Genomic DNA, 20,642 nt, shown 5'->3' with positions numbered 1-20,642 from the left:
AAATATGGTGAAGAATTTATGGAATGAAAAAGATGCACAAGGACAAGAGGGATTAGAAGAATTAGTATATCGCTCTAATTTATTAGGAACAGATCGTGCTGTTTGTAACTGGGGTGGTGGTAATACTTCTATGAAGACAGTAGAAAAAGACTTTAAAGGTGATGAAGTCGAAGTTATGTGGGTCAAAGGAAGTGGATCAGACTTAGCAACAATGAAAGCAGAAAACTTCACTGGCTTACGTTTAAAAGATATTCAACCACTAAAAGATCGTCCGGATATGTCTGATGAAGAAATGACGGCATATTTACAACATTGTATGATTAATCATTCAAACCCTAAGTCATCGATTGAAACGTTGTTACATGCATTTTTGCCGTATCCGCATGTAGACCATACACACCCTGATGCAATCATTAGTTTATGTTGTGCTGACAATGGTAAACAATTAGCAGATGAAATTTTTGGTGATCGTTACGTATGGGTACCATATATTCGCCCAGGATTTTTACTTTCAAAAATGATTGCGGAAGCTGTTGAAAGTAATCCAAATTGTGAATTAGTTTTAATGGAAAAGCATGGTCTTGTTACTTGGGGAAATACGTCGGAAGAAAGTTATCATAAAACAATCGAAATTATTAATGAGGCAGAAAATTATATCGAAAATAAAGTAAATGAAGAAACTTTATTCGGTGGTCAAAAATATGAAACATTAGAAGAAAGTATTCGTGTGGATGTTCTATCCGAAATTATGCCACATGTACGAGGTCTAGTATCAGAGGATCAACGCGCTATTTTATCGTATTATGATGAAGCAGATATTATGCGTTTTATAAATAGTGTAGACGCACCAGAATTATCACAAGTAGGTGCTGCATGTCCAGATCACTTAGTACATACGAAACGTACACCTTTATATATCGATTGGTCTGGAAATGCAGAAGATATTGATAGTTTAAAAGAAGCAATCTCAAATGGGGTTGCAGAATATCGAAATAAATATGTAGCATATTTCGAACGTAATAAACATGAAGGAGACGTATTGCGTGATGCTTCACCACGTATTATTTTAGTGCCAGGTGTTGGTTTAATTTCTACAGGAAAAAACAAAGCAATGGCTGATAATAGTGCTGGATTATATAAGCGTGCGATTTCAGTTATGCGAGGTTCAACGTCATTAGGAGCATTTACTTCTTTAACAGAAAATGAGTCTTATAATGTTGAGTATTGGCCATTAGAATTATATAAATTAACATTAGCACCACCTGAAGCGGAATTTTCACGTAAAGTTGCTTTAGTCACTGGTGGAGCTGGTGGAATTGGTAGTGCAGTTTGCCGCCGTTTAGCGTCAGAAGGAGCTCAAATTGTAGTAGCTGATTTAAATGTGGAAGGTGCTCTAAAAATCGTTGAAGAGCTAAATGAAACGTATGGAGATAAAACAGCTATTGCGGTAAAAATGGATGTAACGAAAGAGGAAGAAGTAAAACAAGCATATATAGATGCAACACTATACTTTGGTGGTGTTGATATAATTGTAAATAATGCGGGGTTAGCGACTTCAAGCCCATTTACAGAGACATCCATTGACGAGTGGAACCTAAATATGAATGTACTAGGAACAGGTTATTTCCTAGTTGCACGAGAAGCATTTAAAATTATGCAAAAACAAAATTTAGGTGGAAGCCAAGTGTTTATTGGTTCGAAAAACTCCATTTATGCGGGGAAAAATGCTTCTGCATATAGTACAGCGAAAGCAGCTGAAGTTCATTTAGCTCGTTGTATTGCAGCTGAAGGTGGAGAATATGGAATTCGTGTAAACTCTGTACTTCCAGATGCAGTGTTACAAGGTTCAGCTATTTGGGGTTCAAACTGGCGTAAAGAACGTGCAGATGCGTACGGTATTCATCCAGATGAGCTAGAAGAACATTACAAAAAACGTACAACTTTACTTGTGAATATTTTCCCAGATGATATCGCAGAAGCGGTTGCATTTTTTGCATCATCTAAATCTTCTAAGACAACTGGTAATATGGTTGCAGTTGACGGTGGAGTTCCAGCGGCGTTTACGAGATAATAACGAAGGAATAAATGGATGTGTCAGCTTTAGACATCATCCATTTATTTTTCTATAATAAAATAGTGATATAAAAAGAAAGGAGTGTTTTCGACATGAAAGTATCTCTTTTTGTTACTTGTTTAGGTGATTTATTTTTTGTTAATGCAAGTAAAGCGACAGTGGAATTGCTAGAACATTTAGGGTGTGAAGTAGAATTTCCAAAAGCTCAAACATGTTGTGGGCAACCTACATTCAATAGTGGATACCATGAACAAACACGAGAAGTAGCCAAACATATGATTGAAACTTTTGACCATGCGGAATATGTTGTTAGTCCTTCAGGGTCTTGTGCGTATATGTTCCATGCGTATGAAGATTTATTTGCAGAGGATGATGTATGGCGTGAGAAGGCGAGAAAATTAAAAGAAAAAACGTATGAATTAACACAATTTATTGTAGAAGTTCTACAATTGACAGACGTTGGAGCAACATTTGAAGGGACAGCAACATATCATTCCTCATGTCATATGACAAGATTACTTGGTGTAAAAGAGGCGCCATTCACTTTATTAAACAATGTACAAGGATTAAATATGATTGATTTACCGAACCGATCGGATTGTTGCGGATTCGGTGGTACTTTTGCTGTGAAGATGTCGAGTATTTCAGGGGAAATGGTAGAAGAAAAAGCGGAGCATATCGAATCTACGGAAGCACAATATTTAATAGGTGCAGATGGTGGATGCTTATTAAATATTGGTGGACGCTTGCACCATAATGGGTCAGAAGTAAAAGTACTTCATATAGCAGAAGTGCTAAATAATAGGGGGGTGAATAAATAATGGGAATGCATATTGGGGATAAACAGTTTGATAAACGTCGTGATGAAGGATTACATGATGGATTTATGCGCCAAGCTGTTCGTTCCGCACAAACCCGCTTACAAACAAATCGTTCCAAAGCTGCGGATGCTTTAGGTGATTGGGAGTCATGGCGTGAATTAGGAGAAGAGATTCGTACACATACGTTAGAAAATATTGATTATTATTTAGAGCAATTAAGTGATGAAGTAGCAAAACGTGGTGGCCATGTATTTTTTGCACAAACGAAGGAAGAGGCAAACGAATATATTCAAAATATAGCTAAAGAAAAAGAAGCAAAATATATCGCTAAATCGAAATCAATGGTAACCGAAGAAATTGGACTGAATGATGCATTAGAGCAAATTGGTTGTGATGTCGTAGAAACAGACTTGGGAGAGTATATTTTGCAAATAGATGACCATGATCCGCCATCACATATCGTGGCGCCAGCGCTTCATAAAAACAAAGCGCAAATTCGTGATGTGTTTAAAGAAAAATTAGGCTATAAACATACAGAAAAACCAGAAGAACTAACACTTTTTGCTCGTGAAAAATTACGTGAAAAATTTTTACAAGCGGATATTGGGATTACAGGTTGTAACTTTGCAGTTGCTGAATCTGGTTCATTTGCCTTAGTGACGAACGAAGGAAATGCACGAATGGTAACGACATTACCGAAAACGCAAGTGACCGTAATGGGGATGGAACGTATCGTACCAACGTGGGAAGATTTAGATATTATGGTTAGTCTTTTAACAAGAGCATCTGTCGGACAGAAGTTAACGAGCTATGTAACGGGATTAACCGGGCCAAAGTTAGAAGGAGAAGCGGATGGACCAGAGGAATTCCACTTAGTAATTGTAGATAATGGTCGTTCAGATATTTTAGGAACTGAATTTCAATCGATTTTACATTGTATTCGTTGTGCAGCATGTATTAATGTTTGCCCAGTATATCGTCATATTGGAGGACATGCGTACGGATCGATTTATCCTGGACCGGTAGGAGCTGTACTTACACCGTTATTAGGCGGATATGATGATTATGAAGAATTACCATTTGCATCATCTTTATGTGGTGCATGTACTGAAGTATGCCCGGTAAAAATTCCACTGCATGAACATTTAATTTCGCATCGTCGACATATTATAGAAGATGATAAACGTGGGACTTTTTCAGAAAATTTAATGATGAAAGGTTTCGGAACACTTGCAAAATCTTCAGGAAAATTCAATACAGCGACAAAATTTGCTTCTACAGGGGCGAAACCATTTGTGAAGCATGGGATGATTGAAAAAGGACCAGGCCCTTTAAAAGATTGGACGGTAAATCGTGATATGATGCCTCCACAAAAACAACGATTTAGGGACTGGTATAGGAAGCGGGAGGGAGAAAAATGAAAACAAATACAGGTAAAAATTTAATTCAACGTAGAGAAAGCTTTTTGAATGAGTTAAGTAAGAAACTTGGCCGAGAACGAAAGAAGGAAGTAACCCGACCAGCTTGGAAAGTGAATCCACAATTAGATGTGTTAAAAGATGTATCGCAAGATGAATTAACAATTGTGTTAGAAGAACAATGTGATGCAATCCATACGAAGTTTGTGAAGACGACAAAAGCAAATTTACCAAACACTATTTTAGAAACAATAAAATGGTATGAATCATCTTCGGTTATTACTTGGAAGGATGATCGTTTTGCTTCATTTGATCTCGATAGCTCTTTAGCAGATTGGGCTAGTAGAGACATAATAGAATATCATGTATGGAATTCCGAAAATAGGGAAGAAAGTGTTGCGATTGCAGAACGTGCGGATGTCGGTTTAACATTTAGTGATATAACACTCGCGGAATCGGCGACAGTTGTATTATTTAGTGACAAAGGTAAAGGAAGATCTGTTAGTCTACTACCGAAAACACATATAGTCATTATTCCAAAAAGTACAATCGTTCCTAGAATGACACAAGCAACGAAATTGATTCATGAAAAAGTAGCGAATGATGAAACGATAGCATCATGTATTAATTTCATTAGTGGACCGAGTAATAGTGCAGATATAGAAATGAATTTAGTAGTAGGGGTACATGGACCTTTACATGCGGCATATATCGTAGTGGATGATGCGTGATGTAATCGAAATAGAGGAAGTGTAAAGTTGATTGCAGCTGAAAGACGATTAAAAATAATTAATTATGTAAATATGTATAAAAAAATTCGCATTTCTGATTTAAGTAGGCTATGTGCTGTTTCTGAGGAAACTATAAGACGTGATTTAAAGAAGTTAGAGGAAGAAAACTATTTAATTAGAAAGCGTGGTTGTGCTGTAAGTTTAGAAGGAGATAATTCCTTATTATCTACACCTTCATTCGAATTAAATGAACAAAATAGATATTTACAACTCGCATTGAAAGCAATTCAATTAATAAGGGAAAATGATAAGGTTGTTTTAGATAATAGCAAAGAAGCGTACTATGTTGCAAAACATTTACCAAATATAACATTAACTGTCATTACTAATTCGCTCAAGGTAATTTTGCTGCTTTCAGAAAAAGATAAAATTACAACTATGTCAGTAGGTGGAGAATTACAAAAGGATACGTTAACTTATACTGGAGTGTTATCGAAAGGTATCTTTAATAAACTCTATTTTGATAAAGCCTTCATTGCTTGTGAAGGATTGGATATTAAAAAGGGGCTTACCGTTAACTGTGTTCATGAGGCTATATTAAAAAAAGAAATAATTCAAAATGTAAGCAAGGTGTATATATTACTTCAATCTAATAAAATAAATAAGATGTTATCAAATAAAATAAGTAATGTTACAGACATACATGGTATTATTACAAGTAACGATATGAATAAAGTAATCGAAAAATCCTTGAAATACCTAAAAATTAATTTGATTTATAGTCATTAAAAAACTAGCTATTTGTTATAACAAATAGCTAGTTTTTTATAAAATTTCTATAAGTCTAGTAGATTAGGTAAAAACAAACTTATAGATGGGACATAAGTAACTAGAACTAAAACAACAATAATTGCAAAGTAAAATGGAAGTAAAGGCCTAATGACTTGTTCTATTTTTACATTAGCTATGCTTGCACCAACGAATAAACCTGTACCAACAGGAGGTGTGATTGTTCCAATACTTAAGTTTAGAATGAAGAATGCTCCAAAATGAATAGGATCCATTCCAATTTCAGTTGCAATAGGTAAAAATATAGGTGTGAAGATTAATATTGCCGGACCAATATCCATTACTGTACCAACCAATAATAAAATAATGTTAATAACAAGTAATATAATAATTGGATTATCTGAAATACTTAAAACAAGATTACTTAATGCTGCTGGCATTCCTGTAAGTGCCATTGTAAACGTCATTAAGGCAGATGTTGCGATTAAGAACATAATAACTCCAGTTAATTCTATTGTTTGAATGAATACCTTTGGTAAATCTTTTATTTTTAGTGTTTTATAATACACTAAAGCTAAAAACAATGAATAAACTACTGCGATTGCAGAGGATTCTATTGCTGTAAATATTCCAGATAAAATACCACCGATTATAATAATTACTAGTAATAAACTTGGAATAGCATCGATGATAATCTTTAATGGCTTTATAGAATTATCTTTAGTAACTGTTGGATAATTTCTTTGTTTAGCAATAAAATATGAAACAACCATTATTGCGATAGCCCATAATAAACCTATTACCAATCCGCTCATAAATAAAGCGGAAATAGATGTACCACCACTTATCAATGAATAAATAATAAAGGCAGTACTGGGTGGAATAAGCATTCCAGTAGGTGCAGATGCTATATTGACTGCTGCTGCAAATTTTCGATCATATCCTTGTTTAATTTGCGAAGGGACCATTACCCCGCCTATAGCAGTTGATGCTGCAATTGCAGAGCTTGAAATAGATCCGAAAAGACTATTACCAATAATATTTGTATGTGCTAAAGAACCAGGTATTCTCCCGCCAAATAATTTTGCTAAATTGATTAATTTTTCAGCTATGCCACCATGATTCATAATAACACCAGATAACATGAAAAAAGGTACAGCTACTAAAGAAAAACTATCTATACTTGTTACTAACTTTTGTGCTGATGTAAACACCGCTATGTCAATAGGGAGAACGAGTAAAACAGTAAGTATAGAAGCGGTGGCAACACTTATTGCGATAGGAATTCCAACTGCGAGTAAGGTCGCAAATACAACGATTAATATAATACTTGCTTTTAAAATCATTTCACTCTACCCCATTTCGTCAATAGAATTTATTGTCCGTTTATCTTGAAAAATATTAATGATATTAATAATGCTATATATAATAATGAGCAATCCACTTACTGGAAGGGCTAAATAAACATATCCCATCGGTAAATTTAAAGAAGGAGAAATTTGTCCCATTGTTAATGAAACCGCTTTTAATCCACCATATATTAAAATGATGATTGCAAAAATTAAAAAAGAAAATTGTATAAATGCATCAATTATTTTTCTTTTTTGTGAGTTTAATGAGTCACTAAATAGCGTGATAGAAATATGACTCTTCTTTCCAACAACATACGCTGCTGCAAGCATAGATAACCAAATTAAACTAAACCGAATAAACTCTTCTGAAGTTGTACTAGGGTTCTTTAAAATATATCTACTAATTACTTGCCAAGTTGTAATTATTATCATCAAGCTAAATAAAAATACTGTAATAAATTCAACAATTTTATCTAAATAATATTTTATTTTGTTCAAAACAAATCCCTCACTTTATTCATCAGAGTTATCTCTAATTTGGTAATATAAATCTTTAAACATCGGATTTTCACTAAATTGTTTATGGATTGGTTGAACTGCTTCACGGAACGGCTCCTTATCTACTTCGTTAAATTGTACATTGTGTTTTTCAATTGCGATTTTTTTCTCATCTTCAACGGCTTGATGCCACAATTTTATTTGATATTCAGTAGATTCTTTAGCGGCTTCCATAATTGCTTGCTGGTGATCTTGGGATAAGTCACTATAAACATCATCATTAATAACAATGATATCCGGAACTCGCGTATGTTCATCATATGAATAGTATTTTGTTACTTCTCCATGTCCTGCTGTATCTAATACAAACTCATTGTTTTCCGCGCCATCCAGTATCCCTTGTTGTAAGGATGTATATACTTCATCACTACCAATTGGGGTAGGTGAACCTCCTAACAATTTAATCATTTGAATTGCTATATCACTTTGCATTACTCTTATTTTCATACCTTTTAAATCATCTGGAGAATGAATTGGTTTATCTTTCATATAAAAATTTCTTGCTCCAGAATCATAATAAGTTAATCCACGTAATCCAATATCAAGTGTAGACTCATATATTTCGGTCATAATACCCTCATTTTCCATTGTTTGGTAAAAATGTTCTTCACTGTCAAATAAATATGGAATTCCAAAAATAGAATATATGTTAGAAAAACTTTCTAAAGCTGCACCACTTACCTTTGTAATGCTAATTGCTCCAGTCTGTGTTAACTCTATTAATTCTCTTTCACCACCTAATTGTCCATCGGGATAATATTCCACAACAACCTCTCCATTTGTTTTTTCCTCTACTAATTTTCCAAATTTTTTCATTGATTCAACAACTGGAGGACTATTACTTGCATATCCAAATCTAAGGACTTCCTTGTCATTACTGCTATTACATCCAACTAATATAATGGTTAATGGAATCATGAAAAGAAAAAGTATTGTTCTCGTTCTCATAAAAAGGCTCCTTTCCAACAATTAAACTGAAAACGCTTACTACATTTTACACAAAGAAGAAGAAAAAGTCAAAAAAATAAAGAAAATCAAAATGATACAAAGATTAGTGGAGATTAAACAAAAGGAGAAATGAAAAAAATAGTAATAAAAAACTATTCTCTACAAAATTCTCCTTAAATTAAATAGGCTAGCTATATTATTTTATTCAAATAATTTCCAATTATCGTAGCAATATGTTAACTGCTGATCTAGGTTTTTAACATAGGTTAATTTATTTATTGAATCATAAACAATATCATTTTTATCGAATAATCGTATAATTGGATTCTTTTGGTGCATTAAATATATTGCTCTCACATGTGCGTAACTTGCTTTAATCCCACATGGTATAAAATCTTCATTAATGATAGCTTGTATACAAATATCTAGTTTTGCTAAATGATTTAATTCTGGATCAGCATAAGTGATTTTTGATCCGTCATTCATTGTAGCGATGATTGCATTATTTGATAAATCATTTGTATATGTTATAGTTGCTTTCTCACATTCAATTTCAAAAGTTGGGGCACTCTCTTGTTGCGTAGCATGTGAAGCAAAGAAAAATAACTCAGACTCTTTATTAGTAATTATTTTCGCACTACACGTATCAAATGATTCTATATTGTTTGCTCTATACAGAAAACTATGAACTTCTTTAATGGTTGAACTATCTTCTATTTGTTCACCACACAAATAGAACAAGTTGTGTAAGAAATGTGCAGTTGCGTTATTCGCAACACTATCTAAAATCAATTGTCCGTTAGGGTGGGTAAGCCTTCCAGCCCAAGATGATCGTGTAAAATACTCATTTGTTCTTGGCCATAGAGTGATACTTTTCGCACGTTTGATTTTTCCAAACTTCCCAGAAATTAAATCAGTTTTTAAATCTAAGATAGGTTTAGTAAATGACCAATTAAAACCAACTGCCATAAATTTACCAGTTGTCTTTTCTACACTTAATAATTTATCAACGTCATGAATATCAGCACATAAAGGTTTTTCACACAGTACATTACTACCATTTTCCATAGCAATAATAGCTTGATCTGTATGTAAATGAATAGGTGTAGCGATAATAGTTAAATCACAATAATTTTTTGTGAAAAAGTCCTCTAAATTTGAATAAATCGGAATGTTACGTTTTATAAGTTCGTTATAAAATTTAGACTTTTCAGGAAAAATATCAATAATTGCTTTCAAATTTATACATTGATTTTGTAACAAGTTCTGTAAATATATTTCGCCATAACCTGCTGCACCAACTAAAATTGTATCGACCTTCGTATTCATATCAATTCCCCTTTTAATAAAATAAAAATATCAATTGTTTGTATCATACATTTTAAAAGTTTGATTTTCAATGATATAACACAATAAATCTTTGTTTGCATTTATATTTCTTTACTTATGTTGACTTTAAAGGTTTGATAATTTAACATAAGATTTATGCTTATAGAAGATAAAAACGATCTTGAGGTGTTTCTAATGCATGAAAATAATAGACATTATTATCCACATAAACGTGAAACAGTAAAGATAGATGGATCCTTCTCTTTTAGTGTTATTGGTTTAGAGCATGATCATGTTTATGTAATGATTAAGGAATTAATAAATGCTGGTGCAAATTTTCATTCTGTTTACGATACAGGTATAAATAACATAGAAAAGATAAAAAAGTTCTACCCTGGTGTATTAGTATGCCAACATTCAGAAGAAATATATAACTTTACTGAAACGAATTTAATTATTGGTGCTACTATTCCTAAAAAACGGTTTAATATAGGAGTCAGAGCCTTAGAAAGTGGAAAACATTTCCTGTCACCAAAACCAGGGTTTGTTCATCTAAAGGAAATAGAAAAAGCAGAATCATTAAGTAAAAAGAAGGGTTTAAACTGGGGAATATTTTATAATGAAAGATTGTATTCTGAGAGTGCTATTTTTGCGAAAGATCTACTTGAACAGGATGCGATAGGAGATGTTGTTCAAATGATAGGAACAGGTCCTCATCGAATAAATTTAAATAGTAGACCTGATTGGTTTTTTGATAAACAAGAATTTGGTGGCATTATTTGTGATATCGGTGTACATCAAATTGAACAGTTTCTTTATTATACAAATGAAGATTCAGCACAACTTATGAAAAGCACAGTGGCTAATTACACACTTAAAAATCATCCTAACTTTGAGGATTTTGGCGATGCACAATTCATAACAGAAACCGGTAGAAATTTGTATTTCAGAGTCGATTGGTTAACACCTGCAGGATTATCCACATGGGGAGATGGACGTATTGTATTGTTAGGAACAAAAGGTTATATAGAATTGCGTAAATATATTGATGTGGCAAGAAATAAAGTTACGGACAATGTGTATTTAGTGAACGAGAATGGCGAAACTTACTTTAATGTCTCAGGGAAAATTGGATTAAATTTTTTTGCGGAATTTATAAATGATTGTTTACATAAGACAGATTTTTCATTTAATCAAACTCGTACATTTGAGGCTGCAAGACTTGCAATTCTTGCTCAACAAAATTCATTGAAAATAAGTTAGAAAGAAGTGTAGATGTTGTATACAAGTCGCTTGATAAAATCATATAGTCTTTTTATGCTCAGCTTAATTGTTATGGGATTAGGGATAAGTTTGGTGACCTTAGCATATCTTGGAACGACTCCGATTACTAGTCCCCCCTTTACAGCTAGTTTTTCGGTTCCAATCAGTTTTGGTATGCTAACAATGCTAATGAATTTTATATTCGTACTTATTCAAATTATACTTTTAGGTAAAGAGTTTAAAAGGGAACAGTATTTACAATTATTAGTTGGTCCGGTGTTAGGGGCTGCAATAGATGGATGGTCATTAATTATATCTCTTTATTTAACAGAGAATTATTTGGTTAAATTAGGAATGGTAATTTTAGGTTGTATTATTATCGCTTTAAGTACTATTATTCAATTGAAGGCAAATGTTGTAAACAATCCTGCAGAAGGTATAGTGAAGGCAATAGCTTATAAAACAAACAAAGAATTTGGCGACATAAAACTTTATTTTGATATTACATTGGTTATAATTGCATTGATAATTTCATTTGTAACATTAGGAGAAATACAGGGAGTAAGAGAGGGGACCATAATATCAGCAATAATTATAGGTCCGATGATTCGCAAATTTCAACAAGTATTTTTGTGACGAAAAGACTACTATTATAAAGTAGTCTTTTTTAGTTTAATTGTATTTCTGATACAATAAACAAAAATAAACAAAAATAAACAAAAATAATATTGCTATAAACAAAAGTATATGGTATATTATTTTTAAATAAATGTGAAAAGAGGGAATAATCTAAAAATTAATAGATCAGAGGTGAGGGAAGTGTCGGAGTGTCTGTTAGAACTCAGAAATATTGTAAAAGAATTCCCAGGCGTGAAAGCGCTTAATAATGTGAATTTTAAGTTGAGAAAGGGTGAAATTCATGCATTGATGGGAGAAAATGGTGCAGGTAAATCAACATTTATAAAAATAATAACAGGAGTCCATCAACCAAATGAAGGAGAAATTTATGTTAAGGGAGAAAAAGTTGTATTTAATGATCCGAAAGAAGCTATCTCACATAATATTTCTGCAATTTATCAACACGCAACGAATTATCCTAATTTAACCATTACAGAAAATGTATTTATGGAAAATGAAATAATACACAAAATTACTAGGAAAATTAACTGGAAAAAAATGCATGAGAAAACAAGGAGTCTTTTGCAAAACTTAGGATCGAATTTGGACCCAACAAGGGAAATAAGTTCTTTAAGCGTTGCAGAGCAACAAATAGTCGAAATTGCGAAAGCGCTTTCTCGAAATGCTGAAGTCATTATAATGGATGAACCAACTGCTGCATTAACACATCGTGAAAGTGAACAGTTATATCATATTGCTGAAAATTTAAGGGATGAAGGTGTAGGAATTATATTTATATCACATAGATTTGAAGATATGTTTCGGCTAGCTGATACAGTTACAGTTTTACGTGATGGTAATTACATAGTTAATTGGCCAATAGAAGAGGTAACACACGATAAACTTATACAAGCTATGGTGGGTAGAGAGATCAAACAGTTATATCCTGAGAAATATAATGAAATAGAAGAAGAAATTTTGCGTGTTGAGAACATAAGTAAGAAGGGGTTCTTTAAAGAAGTTTCCTTTCAGTTAAATAAAGGTGAAATATTAGGCCTAACTGGGCTAGTTGGTGCTGGTAGGACTGAAGTATGCCAAAGTATTTTTGGAATCAATCCAATAGATGAAGGAGCAATTTATATTCATGGGAAAAAAACTGAAATTAGTTCACCAATTAAAGCCATAAAGTTTGGTATACATTATTTACCTGAGGATAGGCAGGATCAGAGTCTAATCATGTCATGGGACATTTATAAAAATATAACATTATCTTCTTTAAAGGATTTTTCAAAATATGGATTGATAGATGAAAAACAGGAATTAGAGATATCAAAATCACTTAGTGAAAAATTAGAAGTTAAGACTCCTTCAGTATTTTATACAGCGGATTCATTGTCTGGAGGTAACCAACAAAAAGTATCGATTGCTAAGCTCTTAACTCATGATGTAGATATCTTAATATTCGATGAACCGACAAAAGGTGTCGATGTGGGTGCAAAGTCATCTATTTACAATATTATTGTTGAATTAGCGGATCAAGGGTATGGAATTATTTTAATTTCCTCAGAAATGACCGAAATCTTAGGTTTGAGTGATCGTATTATTGTAATGAAGGAAGGAAGATTGACAAAAGAATTTACACGTGAAGAAGCAACTCAAGAATTGATTTTAGAAGCGGCAATGTCAGAGTGAGGTGATAAGGATGATAGAGAATAAAGCCAAAGAAGGTTTATTGTTAAAAGTAGCGAAACATAGGGAATTTGGATTAATTGTTTTTATTATATTGCTATCCATTATCATTCAAGCGATAAATTCTAGCTTTTTAACATTTAGTAATTTAAATGATTTATTAACAAATACTTCTATATTAATTATTCTGTCTATAGGAATGCTAATGGTTTTGTTGACGAGAGGTATTGATTTATCTATTGCTGCTACACTTGCTTTATCGGGAATGATAACTGCACAAGTGTTAAAGGTGTTTCCGGATACACATCCAATCATTGCTATTTTATTAGGGATAGGTATTGGAATTATATGTGGATTGATATTAGGTATTTTAGTATCAAAAATTGGCATATTACCAATCATTGCATCTTTGGGGCTTATGTATGTTTACAGAGGTTTAACATTTATGGTTGCGAAAGGTGAGTGGGTAAACGCACACCAAATGCCAGCATCATTTAAAGCAATTGCTACTAGCAAAATATTAGGCATAAATACACTTATTTTTATTGCGATTATTATATTTCTATTCTTTTGGTACTTTATGACATACACGATAACGGGAAGAAGAATTTATGCTGTAGGAAGTAATCCAGAATCGGCAATTATATCAGGAATAAAAGTAGATAGGATTTTAATTTTAGTTTACTGTATGATGGGAGGACTTGCAGGTTTGTCTGGAGTGTTATGGGTTTCGCAATATGCTTCGGCACAAGGTAATACTGCAAGTGGATATGAATTAACTGTTATTGCAGCCTGTATTTTAGGTGGCGTAAGTATAAATGGAGGAATTGGAAAAATAACAGGGGTAATATTAGGTGCTATACTATTAGGAATATTAAATAATGCTCTACCTCTAATACATGTTTCACCATTTTGGCAAATGGCAATTGAAGGTGGAATAATTCTATTTGCAGTTATATTTAATGTCATTGTAAATAGACGATATGAAGAGAATCAGCTATTAAGGCGGGTGATATAAATGTCTACAGATAGCTTAGCATCCAAAAGAGTTATATCTAATAAAAGAGAATTTTCGTTGAAGAGTTTTTTTCTACAATGGGAATGGCTATTAATTTTAATTTTAGTATTTGTTATATTTTTTAACGGTGTTCTTTCTCCTTATTTTTTAAATGTAGATAGTATATTAGGATCAAGTATGACCTTTTTAGATAAGGCATTTATAGTGTTTCCTATGGTACTAATTATGATTATGAGAGAAATAGATATATCTGTTGGTTCGACAGTAGCCTTATCTGCTGTGATAATGTCTGTCTTGTATAATGCGGGCGTTCCAATGGCTGCCGCAATAATTATTTGTTTACTAGTCGGTGGTTTGTGCGGTATGATTAACGGTTTTTTAATTGTTAAATATCAACTATCCGCTGTAATAGTAACTTTGTCAACAATGATACTTTATAGAGGGTTGGCATATGTCATATTAGAAGATCAATCTGCAGGTGATTTTCCAAGTTGGTTTAGTTATTTTGGATGGGGATATGTAGGGAAAATACCATTTATATTAATTTTGTTTTTAATATTTACAATCATTTTTACTATTACATTACATAAAACAACATTTGGTAGAAAGGTTTATGGTATTGGAAGTAATCCAAAGGCATCAAAGTTTTCAGGAATAGAAGTAAGTAAAATTAAAATAATAGTATTTACGATTGCTGGTATTTGTGCGGCAATTACTGCAATATTTTTAACATCAAGAATGGGAAGTACGCGTCCAAATGTTGCTGATATGTATGAATTGGATGTTATCGCAATGGTTGCTTTAGGTGGAATAAGTACTGCTGGTGGAAAAGGTAAAATGTTAGGTGCCGTAATTGCAGTATTTATCATTGGTTATTTACAGTATGGTTTAGGTTTAATAAATGTTCCTGCACAGTCGTTGTTGGTAATTACTGGATTATTGTTAATATTATCTGTAACAGTTACGAATTTGAAGTTTCGTAAACGTAAAAAACAGTAAAACTGTTTATATAAATAATAAATAAAGGAGGAAAAGTAATGAGAAGAAAATTAAGTTTTTTGTTTACGATTGTTGCGATGTTTGTTTTAGTACTAGGGGCTTGTAGTAATGATGCTGCTAAAAATAAGGGAAATAGTGGTGAAGCAGATGGGGAAGGTGGAAAACGTCATGCGATTGTATATAAAAACACTGGAAACCCGTTTGGTGAAAAGTTAATGGATGGCTTTAAAGACGCTATCGAATCGAATGGTGATGAAGCGATTTTACGAGCACCAGATTCTCCAACGGTAGAAGGACAAGTGCAAATCATTGAGGAATTGATTACACAACAAGTAGATAGTATTACTGTTGCAGGTAATGATGAAGATGCTTTAGAGCCTGTATTAAAAAAGGCAATGGAACAAGGAATAAAAGTATTGTCTACGGACTCAGCTGTAAATGAAAATAGTCGTCTAGTTCATGTTAATCAAGCAGATCCTGAAGGAGTAGGAAGAGTTCAAATTGAAGCGATTGCTGAAATGATTGATTATGAAGGAGAAATTGCAGTTTTAAGTGCCACATCTCAAGCTACAAACCAAAACTTATGGATTGAGTGGATGGAAGAAGAGTTGAAGGATGATAAATACAAAGACATGGAGTTAGTGAAAGTTGCTTATGGAGATGACTTAAGAGATAAGAGTGTTTCTGAAACAGAAGCATTATTAAAATCTTATCCGGATTTAAAAGGCCTTGTATCACCTACTACAGTTGGATTAGCAGCGGCTTCTAAGGTCATTACTGATAAAGGTGTTCAAGATGATATTAAAATTACAGGCCTTGGATTGCCAAGTGAGATGGCAGAATATATTAGCAGTGGTGTTGCGCCATGGATTTATTTGTGGAACCCTATAGAACTAGGGTATTTAGCGGGAGAAACAGCTATTGCATTATCGGATGAAACTATTGAAGGAAATGCAGGGGATACATTTGAAGTAGAAGGGTTAGGAGAATTTGAAGTAGTAGAAAGTGAAACAGGAGAAGGAACAGAAGTTCTTTTGGGTGAACCATTTAAATTTGATGCTGAAAATATCGATGAATGGAAAGATGTATATTGATTTTAAGACGTATAATTTAAATATAGGGGGATATAAAATGAATTTGCCGAGGATTCCTAAAGAAGAATTTGAAGTAAGGAGAAAGAAGTTACAAGAGAAAATGAAAGAAGAAGGATACGATTTATTATTTATATATGCAAATGATGGTGCCGTTTTTGGACAGGAGCATACAAGGTATTTATTTAATTATACACCACATTTTGAAGATGCTTGTATTTTAATGCCAGCAGAAGGTGAAGCATTATTAGTTACAGGCTATGAATCAGAGGAGTATGTGAAGACTAGTTCATTTTGTCGGAACGTTCAAGTTGTAGAGGAATTTAACTATGGTGCTCATGACTTCCCTTTTGCAAATGTTGTTTCCTTAAAGGAAGCAATTCAAAATGTACAAACCTTATATAACAAGCCGGTTGAGAAAATGGGCGTTATTGGTAAGGAAAAAATGACAATTGATTTTTATTATTTATTATTAGATGCAATTGATAACAAAAATTTAGATGAAGTAGACCAAATGATATTAGATTTACGTTTATATAAAACTGATAATGAGATTAAAGTAATTGAATACGCTTACTATATTGCAGAGAAAGGAATGGAGGCAGCAATCAACGCCATTAAGGTCGGGAAAACAGAACGTGAAATTGCAGCTGAGGTTGAATATGTGATGCGCAATTTAGGTTCAGAAGGTATGGGAATTGATACAATGGTAGCCTCTGGAAGTGTGAATAGTGCACCTATAATTGCAAGGACAACTTTTAAACAAATCGAACAAAATGAATTGGTTGTTTTAACGATAGCTCCTAGATACGAAGGATATCATGCAGCAATTGCTAGACCAGTTATACTAGGCGAAGTAAATCCAGCGGTAGAGGAAGCGATAAAAGCTGCAATAAGAGCTCAAGAGATAGCGCAAGAGTTATTAGTGCCAGGTAATAATGGAAATGAGGTTGATAGTGCTTCACGGAAAGTTGTTGCAGAAAAAGGCCTTGAAAAGCATTTTGTTTATACGGGAGGACATAGTATTGGTGTGAGTGAATTCGAACCACCATCTCTTAATGCAAGTTTTAAACAACCTATTGCAGAAAACATGGTATTTTCAGTGGATATACCAATTTTCTTTAATGACTGGGGAGGTTTTCGTTATGAAAATGGATTCCATATAACAGCCGATGGTGCGCGACCATTACAAAAGTTAGACAAGGATGTTATTAGAATTCAGTAATAGAGACAGGATATAAAGGAATAGATTATTACTTTTTTATGTAATAATCTATTCTTCATTGCTTATAACATACATGAAAATCGTAAAAAAGTGCATTTAGTTATTCATAGTAAAGAGAAAGAAAACTGTTATTACCTAAGTTATAGATATTTTATGTTATAATGGTCGAGAAAAAGTGAGTTAAGGAAGTGTAACAAATGTTAGCTGTAGAAAGACATTTAAAAATAGTCGATTTTATAAATATGAATAAGAGTGCACGTGTTTCAGAGTTAAGTAAAATGTTTTCTGTTACTGAAGAAACAATCAGGAGAGATCTTGAGAAATTGGAGAAAAAAGGAAAATTACTTCGTAGTCATGGAGGAGCTGTTGTAGTTCAGTCTTCTGATAAAATTGAAACTTCCTTTTCTGAGCGAGAAGTAACAAATGTTTTAGAAAAAAGTCTGATTGCAGAGGAAGCAATAAAACTAATTAAGGAAAATAATAAAATAATATTGGATGCTAGTTCAACAGCTTGGTATATGGCAAAAAAAATTCCAAATATCCCCTTAACTGTTATGACAAATTCGATAAAGGTTGCAATGGAATTAAATGAGAAATCAAACATAACAGTTATTTCTACAGGGGGAACATTGTTATCGAAGTCATTATCCTTCGTTGGAAGTTTAGCAGAGTCCTCTTTTGACTTATATCATTTTGATAAAGCATTCATATCCTGTAGTGGAATGGATATAAAAAAAGGGTTAACAGAGTCAAATGAACAGCAAGCAAGAATAAAAGAACAAATTATAAAAAATGTAGATGAGGTTAATTTAATGATTGACCATACTAAACTTCATAAAATTTCATTCTCAAAAATATGCGATATGTCAGAAATTGATTATTTAATTACTGATAAAACAATTGATGATCGACTTGAACAGAAATGTTTAGAGGATGAAATAAGTGTAGTTTATATATAAAGGAATTGCTTAATTCACCCTTAGCAATACTTTCGCTAGGGGTGAATTGATTAAAGGTAGAATGTTTTACGACAATTTTAATATTCAATTATCATTATTATTAACTAATTTTTTGTAAAGATGTAATGTTCTTTTAACTAATATGGATCAGCTTCTTTACTTTTCCGGATTGCTTGTTTCACTGCCTTATTTGCATCTGTTGAACTTTGACCGAATTTAGAAGCTCCCGATGCTCGTCCAAATAATGGGCTTTCTCCGTCTTTTTGCACCTTTTTCAATTGAAGATTAATTCCTTCTTTTACACGTCTTCCATAATCTTCATCAGCTTTTGTAAAGTGTTCAATCATCGCTTCTTGAATTTTAGGATTACATATAGCTAATGCTTCAGATAAGTTTTTAATTAATTCTTCTTGTTCCCATTTTTCAAAACTGCGATATGTTTCACCTGCTTGGCCATAGTTGTTTGGGCGGTCAATTGGCGCACTCATTGCTTTATCGTTGTATGCGGGTTCATGAGGAATTCGTTCGTTTTTACTTGCCTCCTTATAGCCACCGAGCATGGATGGTTCATAATTTATATGAGGATTTTCTTCGAATTGTTCCCGATTTCGATAATCCATTTGAGCGCGACGTTGATTTGTATGGACCTTAACTTTTGGTGCGTTTACTGGAAGTTGTAAATAATTTGAACCAATTCGATAGCGTTGTGTATCGGAATAGGAGAATGTTCGCCCTTGTAACATTTTATCATCTGAAAAATCCATTCCATCCACAAGTACCCCTGTACCAAAAGCGGCTTGCTCAATTTCAGCATGAAAATCAATCGGGTTTTCATTTAAAACGAGTCGTCCAACAGGGAGCCATGGAAACTTATCTTCTGGCCACAATTTCGTATTATCTAATGGGTCAAAATCAAGTTCAGGATGATAACTATCTTCCATTATTTGCACAAATAATTCCCATTCTGGATAGTCACCACGTCTAATCGCTTCATATAAATCCTGTGTTGCATGGCTAACATTGTCTGCTTGAATTTTATTTGCTTCTTCTTGTGTTAAATTACGGATACCTTCTTTAGGTTCCCAATGATACTTTACTAATACAGCTTCTCCTTTGTCATTTACCCATTTATACGTATTTACTCCAGAACCTTGCATATGTCGATATGATGCTGGAATTCCCCAAGGCGAAAATAATAATGTAATCATATGGGTTGCTTCTGGTGATTTAGAAACGAAATCAAACATTCGTTGTGGATGGGGAATATTAGAAGCAGGATCAGGTTTAAATGCATGGATCATATCTGGGAACTTCATTGCATCACGAATGAAGAAAATTTTTAAATTATTACCGACTAAATCCCAGTTTCCATCTTCCGTATACATTTTAACCGCAAATCCACGTGGGTCTCGTGCCGTTTCCGGTGAATCTTTTGCGCCTGCAACAGTTGAAAATCGAACTAAAACAGGTGTTTTCTTTCCGACTCCTGAGAAAACTTTGGCTCTCGTATATGTTTCTACAGGTTCATCCCCAACTTTTCCGTAAGTTTCAAAATAACCAAAGGCTCCCGCCCCACGAGCATGAACGACACGTTCTGGAATTTCTTCTCGATCAAAATGTGATATTTTTTCGATAAAATGATAATTCTCTAATGTAGCAGGGCCACGGGTTCCAATTGTTCGGATATTTTGATTGTCCACAACAGGTTGCCCTTGGCGCGTCGTTAAAGTTTTACGTTTTATCTCATTATTTTCCATAAA

General features: G+C 33.3%; 18 protein-coding genes. 13 read left to right on the top strand and 5 right to left on the bottom strand.

Annotated elements, in window-relative coordinates; translation table 11 throughout:
• Positions 1-4: 4 nt before the first annotated feature.
• The 5 genes from SPD45_RS05510 to SPD45_RS05490 all read left to right on the top strand — a co-directional run bounded on the left by SPD45_RS05510 (position 5) and on the right by SPD45_RS05490 (position 5,833).
• On the top strand, positions 5-2,071 hold the full coding sequence (locus tag SPD45_RS05510; protein WP_336266731.1) for a bifunctional aldolase/short-chain dehydrogenase: 2,067 nt from the start codon (positions 5-7) through the stop codon (positions 2,069-2,071).
• A gap of 95 nt (positions 2,072-2,166) precedes the next feature.
• A complete protein-coding gene (locus tag SPD45_RS05505) occupies positions 2,167-2,895 on the top strand; it encodes a (Fe-S)-binding protein (RefSeq protein WP_336266730.1) in 729 nt (242 codons plus the stop codon).
• Positions 2,895-4,316 carry a LutB/LldF family L-lactate oxidation iron-sulfur protein gene (locus SPD45_RS05500; RefSeq protein ID WP_336266729.1) on the top strand — a complete coding sequence of 474 codons (1,422 nt, stop codon included), beginning with the start codon at positions 2,895-2,897 and terminating at the stop codon, positions 4,314-4,316. The genes SPD45_RS05505 and SPD45_RS05500 overlap by 1 nt, the downstream gene beginning before the upstream one ends.
• Positions 4,313-5,044 carry a LutC/YkgG family protein gene (locus tag SPD45_RS05495; RefSeq protein WP_336266728.1) on the top strand — a complete coding sequence of 244 codons (732 nt, stop codon included), beginning with the start codon at positions 4,313-4,315 and terminating at the stop codon, positions 5,042-5,044. Before SPD45_RS05500 ends, SPD45_RS05495 begins: the two co-directional genes overlap by 4 nt.
• Positions 5,045-5,071: 27 nt before the next feature.
• Positions 5,072-5,833 carry a DeoR/GlpR family DNA-binding transcription regulator gene (locus SPD45_RS05490; protein ID WP_336266727.1) on the top strand — a complete coding sequence of 254 codons (762 nt, stop codon included), beginning with the start codon at positions 5,072-5,074 and terminating at the stop codon, positions 5,831-5,833.
• Between the two features lie 47 nt (positions 5,834-5,880).
• On the opposite strand, the gene SPD45_RS05485 is transcribed toward SPD45_RS05490, so the two are convergent.
• The 4 genes from SPD45_RS05485 to SPD45_RS05470 all read right to left on the bottom strand — a co-directional run bounded on the left by SPD45_RS05485 (position 5,881) and on the right by SPD45_RS05470 (position 10,020).
• A complete protein-coding gene (locus SPD45_RS05485; RefSeq protein WP_336266726.1) occupies positions 5,881-7,179 on the bottom strand; it encodes a TRAP transporter large permease in 1,299 nt (432 codons plus the stop codon).
• A gap of 6 nt (positions 7,180-7,185) precedes the next feature.
• Positions 7,186-7,683 carry a TRAP transporter small permease gene (locus SPD45_RS05480; RefSeq protein ID WP_336266725.1) on the bottom strand — a complete coding sequence of 166 codons (498 nt, stop codon included), beginning with the start codon at positions 7,681-7,683 and terminating at the stop codon, positions 7,186-7,188.
• A 15-nt stretch (positions 7,684-7,698) separates the two neighbouring features.
• The gene (locus SPD45_RS05475) at positions 7,699-8,691 is read right to left on the bottom strand and encodes a TRAP transporter substrate-binding protein (protein WP_336266724.1); all 993 of its coding nucleotides are present in this window, start codon (positions 8,689-8,691) and stop codon (positions 7,699-7,701) included.
• Positions 8,692-8,892: 201 nt separating this feature from the next.
• A complete protein-coding gene (locus SPD45_RS05470) occupies positions 8,893-10,020 on the bottom strand; it encodes a Gfo/Idh/MocA family protein (RefSeq protein ID WP_336266723.1) in 1,128 nt (375 codons plus the stop codon).
• Between the two features lie 195 nt (positions 10,021-10,215).
• On the opposite strand from SPD45_RS05470, the gene SPD45_RS05465 reads away from it, so the two are divergent.
• The 8 genes from SPD45_RS05465 to SPD45_RS05430 all read left to right on the top strand — a co-directional run bounded on the left by SPD45_RS05465 (position 10,216) and on the right by SPD45_RS05430 (position 18,882).
• Entirely contained in the window at positions 10,216-11,283 is a 1,068-nt protein-coding gene (locus tag SPD45_RS05465) for a Gfo/Idh/MocA family protein (RefSeq protein WP_336266722.1), read from the top strand.
• Between the two features lie 15 nt (positions 11,284-11,298).
• Positions 11,299-11,919 carry a YczE/YyaS/YitT family protein gene (locus tag SPD45_RS05460; protein WP_336266721.1) on the top strand — a complete coding sequence of 207 codons (621 nt, stop codon included), beginning with the start codon at positions 11,299-11,301 and terminating at the stop codon, positions 11,917-11,919.
• Positions 11,920-12,102: 183 nt separating this feature from the next.
• Positions 12,103-13,593 (top strand): sugar ABC transporter ATP-binding protein, encoded by a 1,491-nt coding sequence (locus SPD45_RS05455; protein WP_336266720.1) that lies wholly within the window; start codon positions 12,103-12,105, stop codon positions 13,591-13,593.
• Positions 13,594-13,603: 10 nt separating this feature from the next.
• Entirely contained in the window at positions 13,604-14,608 is a 1,005-nt protein-coding gene (locus tag SPD45_RS05450) for an ABC transporter permease (protein ID WP_336266719.1), read from the top strand.
• Between the two features lie 57 nt (positions 14,609-14,665).
• On the top strand, positions 14,666-15,607 hold the full coding sequence (locus SPD45_RS05445) for an ABC transporter permease (RefSeq protein WP_336266718.1): 942 nt from the start codon (positions 14,666-14,668) through the stop codon (positions 15,605-15,607).
• Positions 15,608-15,645: 38 nt separating this feature from the next.
• Positions 15,646-16,701 (top strand): rhamnose ABC transporter substrate-binding protein, encoded by a 1,056-nt coding sequence (rhaS, locus tag SPD45_RS05440; RefSeq protein WP_336266717.1) that lies wholly within the window; start codon positions 15,646-15,648, stop codon positions 16,699-16,701.
• Positions 16,702-16,738: 37 nt separating this feature from the next.
• Positions 16,739-17,923, top strand: coding sequence for a M24 family metallopeptidase (locus SPD45_RS05435; RefSeq protein ID WP_336266716.1), 1,185 nt, complete (start codon positions 16,739-16,741; stop codon positions 17,921-17,923).
• Between the two features lie 197 nt (positions 17,924-18,120).
• Positions 18,121-18,882 (top strand): DeoR/GlpR family DNA-binding transcription regulator, encoded by a 762-nt coding sequence (locus SPD45_RS05430; RefSeq protein ID WP_336266715.1) that lies wholly within the window; start codon positions 18,121-18,123, stop codon positions 18,880-18,882.
• 137 nt (positions 18,883-19,019) lie between these two features.
• Here the strand turns inward: SPD45_RS05430 and SPD45_RS05425 are convergent, their stop codons facing one another.
• The gene (locus SPD45_RS05425) at positions 19,020-20,639 is read right to left on the bottom strand and encodes a catalase (RefSeq protein ID WP_336266714.1); all 1,620 of its coding nucleotides are present in this window, start codon (positions 20,637-20,639) and stop codon (positions 19,020-19,022) included.
• Between the last annotated feature and the right edge of the window lie 3 nt (positions 20,640-20,642).

This window comes from Pseudogracilibacillus sp. SO10305, assembly GCF_037072005.1.
In the GTDB taxonomy this organism is placed as follows: domain Bacteria; phylum Bacillota; class Bacilli; order Bacillales; family Amphibacillaceae; genus Pseudogracilibacillus; species Pseudogracilibacillus intestinigallinarum.
The sequence above is the reverse complement of the archived record's forward strand: the minus strand, read 5'-3'. Positions and strand labels throughout refer to the sequence as shown.

Excerpts from the sequence above, each read along its gene's own strand:
- SPD45_RS05475 (WP_336266724.1), bottom strand. The coding sequence starts at position 8,691 with ATGAGAACGAGAACAATACTTTTTCTTTTCATGATTCCATTAACCATT.
- SPD45_RS05450 (WP_336266719.1), top strand. The coding sequence starts at position 13,604 with ATGATAGAGAATAAAGCCAAAGAAGGTTTATTGTTAAAAGTAGCGAAA.
- SPD45_RS05510 (WP_336266731.1), top strand. The coding sequence starts at position 5 with ATGGTGAAGAATTTATGGAATGAAAAAGATGCACAAGGACAAGAGGGA.
- SPD45_RS05470 (WP_336266723.1), bottom strand. The coding sequence starts at position 10,020 with ATGAATACGAAGGTCGATACAATTTTAGTTGGTGCAGCAGGTTATGGC.
- SPD45_RS05435 (WP_336266716.1), top strand. The coding sequence starts at position 16,739 with ATGAATTTGCCGAGGATTCCTAAAGAAGAATTTGAAGTAAGGAGAAAG.
- SPD45_RS05430 (WP_336266715.1), top strand. The coding sequence starts at position 18,121 with ATGTTAGCTGTAGAAAGACATTTAAAAATAGTCGATTTTATAAATATG.
- SPD45_RS05505 (WP_336266730.1), top strand. The coding sequence starts at position 2,167 with ATGAAAGTATCTCTTTTTGTTACTTGTTTAGGTGATTTATTTTTTGTT.
- SPD45_RS05425 (WP_336266714.1), bottom strand. The coding sequence starts at position 20,639 with ATGGAAAATAATGAGATAAAACGTAAAACTTTAACGACGCGCCAAGGG.
- SPD45_RS05465 (WP_336266722.1), top strand. The coding sequence starts at position 10,216 with ATGCATGAAAATAATAGACATTATTATCCACATAAACGTGAAACAGTA.
- SPD45_RS05485 (WP_336266726.1), bottom strand. The coding sequence starts at position 7,179 with ATGATTTTAAAAGCAAGTATTATATTAATCGTTGTATTTGCGACCTTA.
- rhaS (WP_336266717.1), top strand. The coding sequence starts at position 15,646 with ATGAGAAGAAAATTAAGTTTTTTGTTTACGATTGTTGCGATGTTTGTT.
- SPD45_RS05495 (WP_336266728.1), top strand. The coding sequence starts at position 4,313 with ATGAAAACAAATACAGGTAAAAATTTAATTCAACGTAGAGAAAGCTTT.
- SPD45_RS05500 (WP_336266729.1), top strand. The coding sequence starts at position 2,895 with ATGGGAATGCATATTGGGGATAAACAGTTTGATAAACGTCGTGATGAA.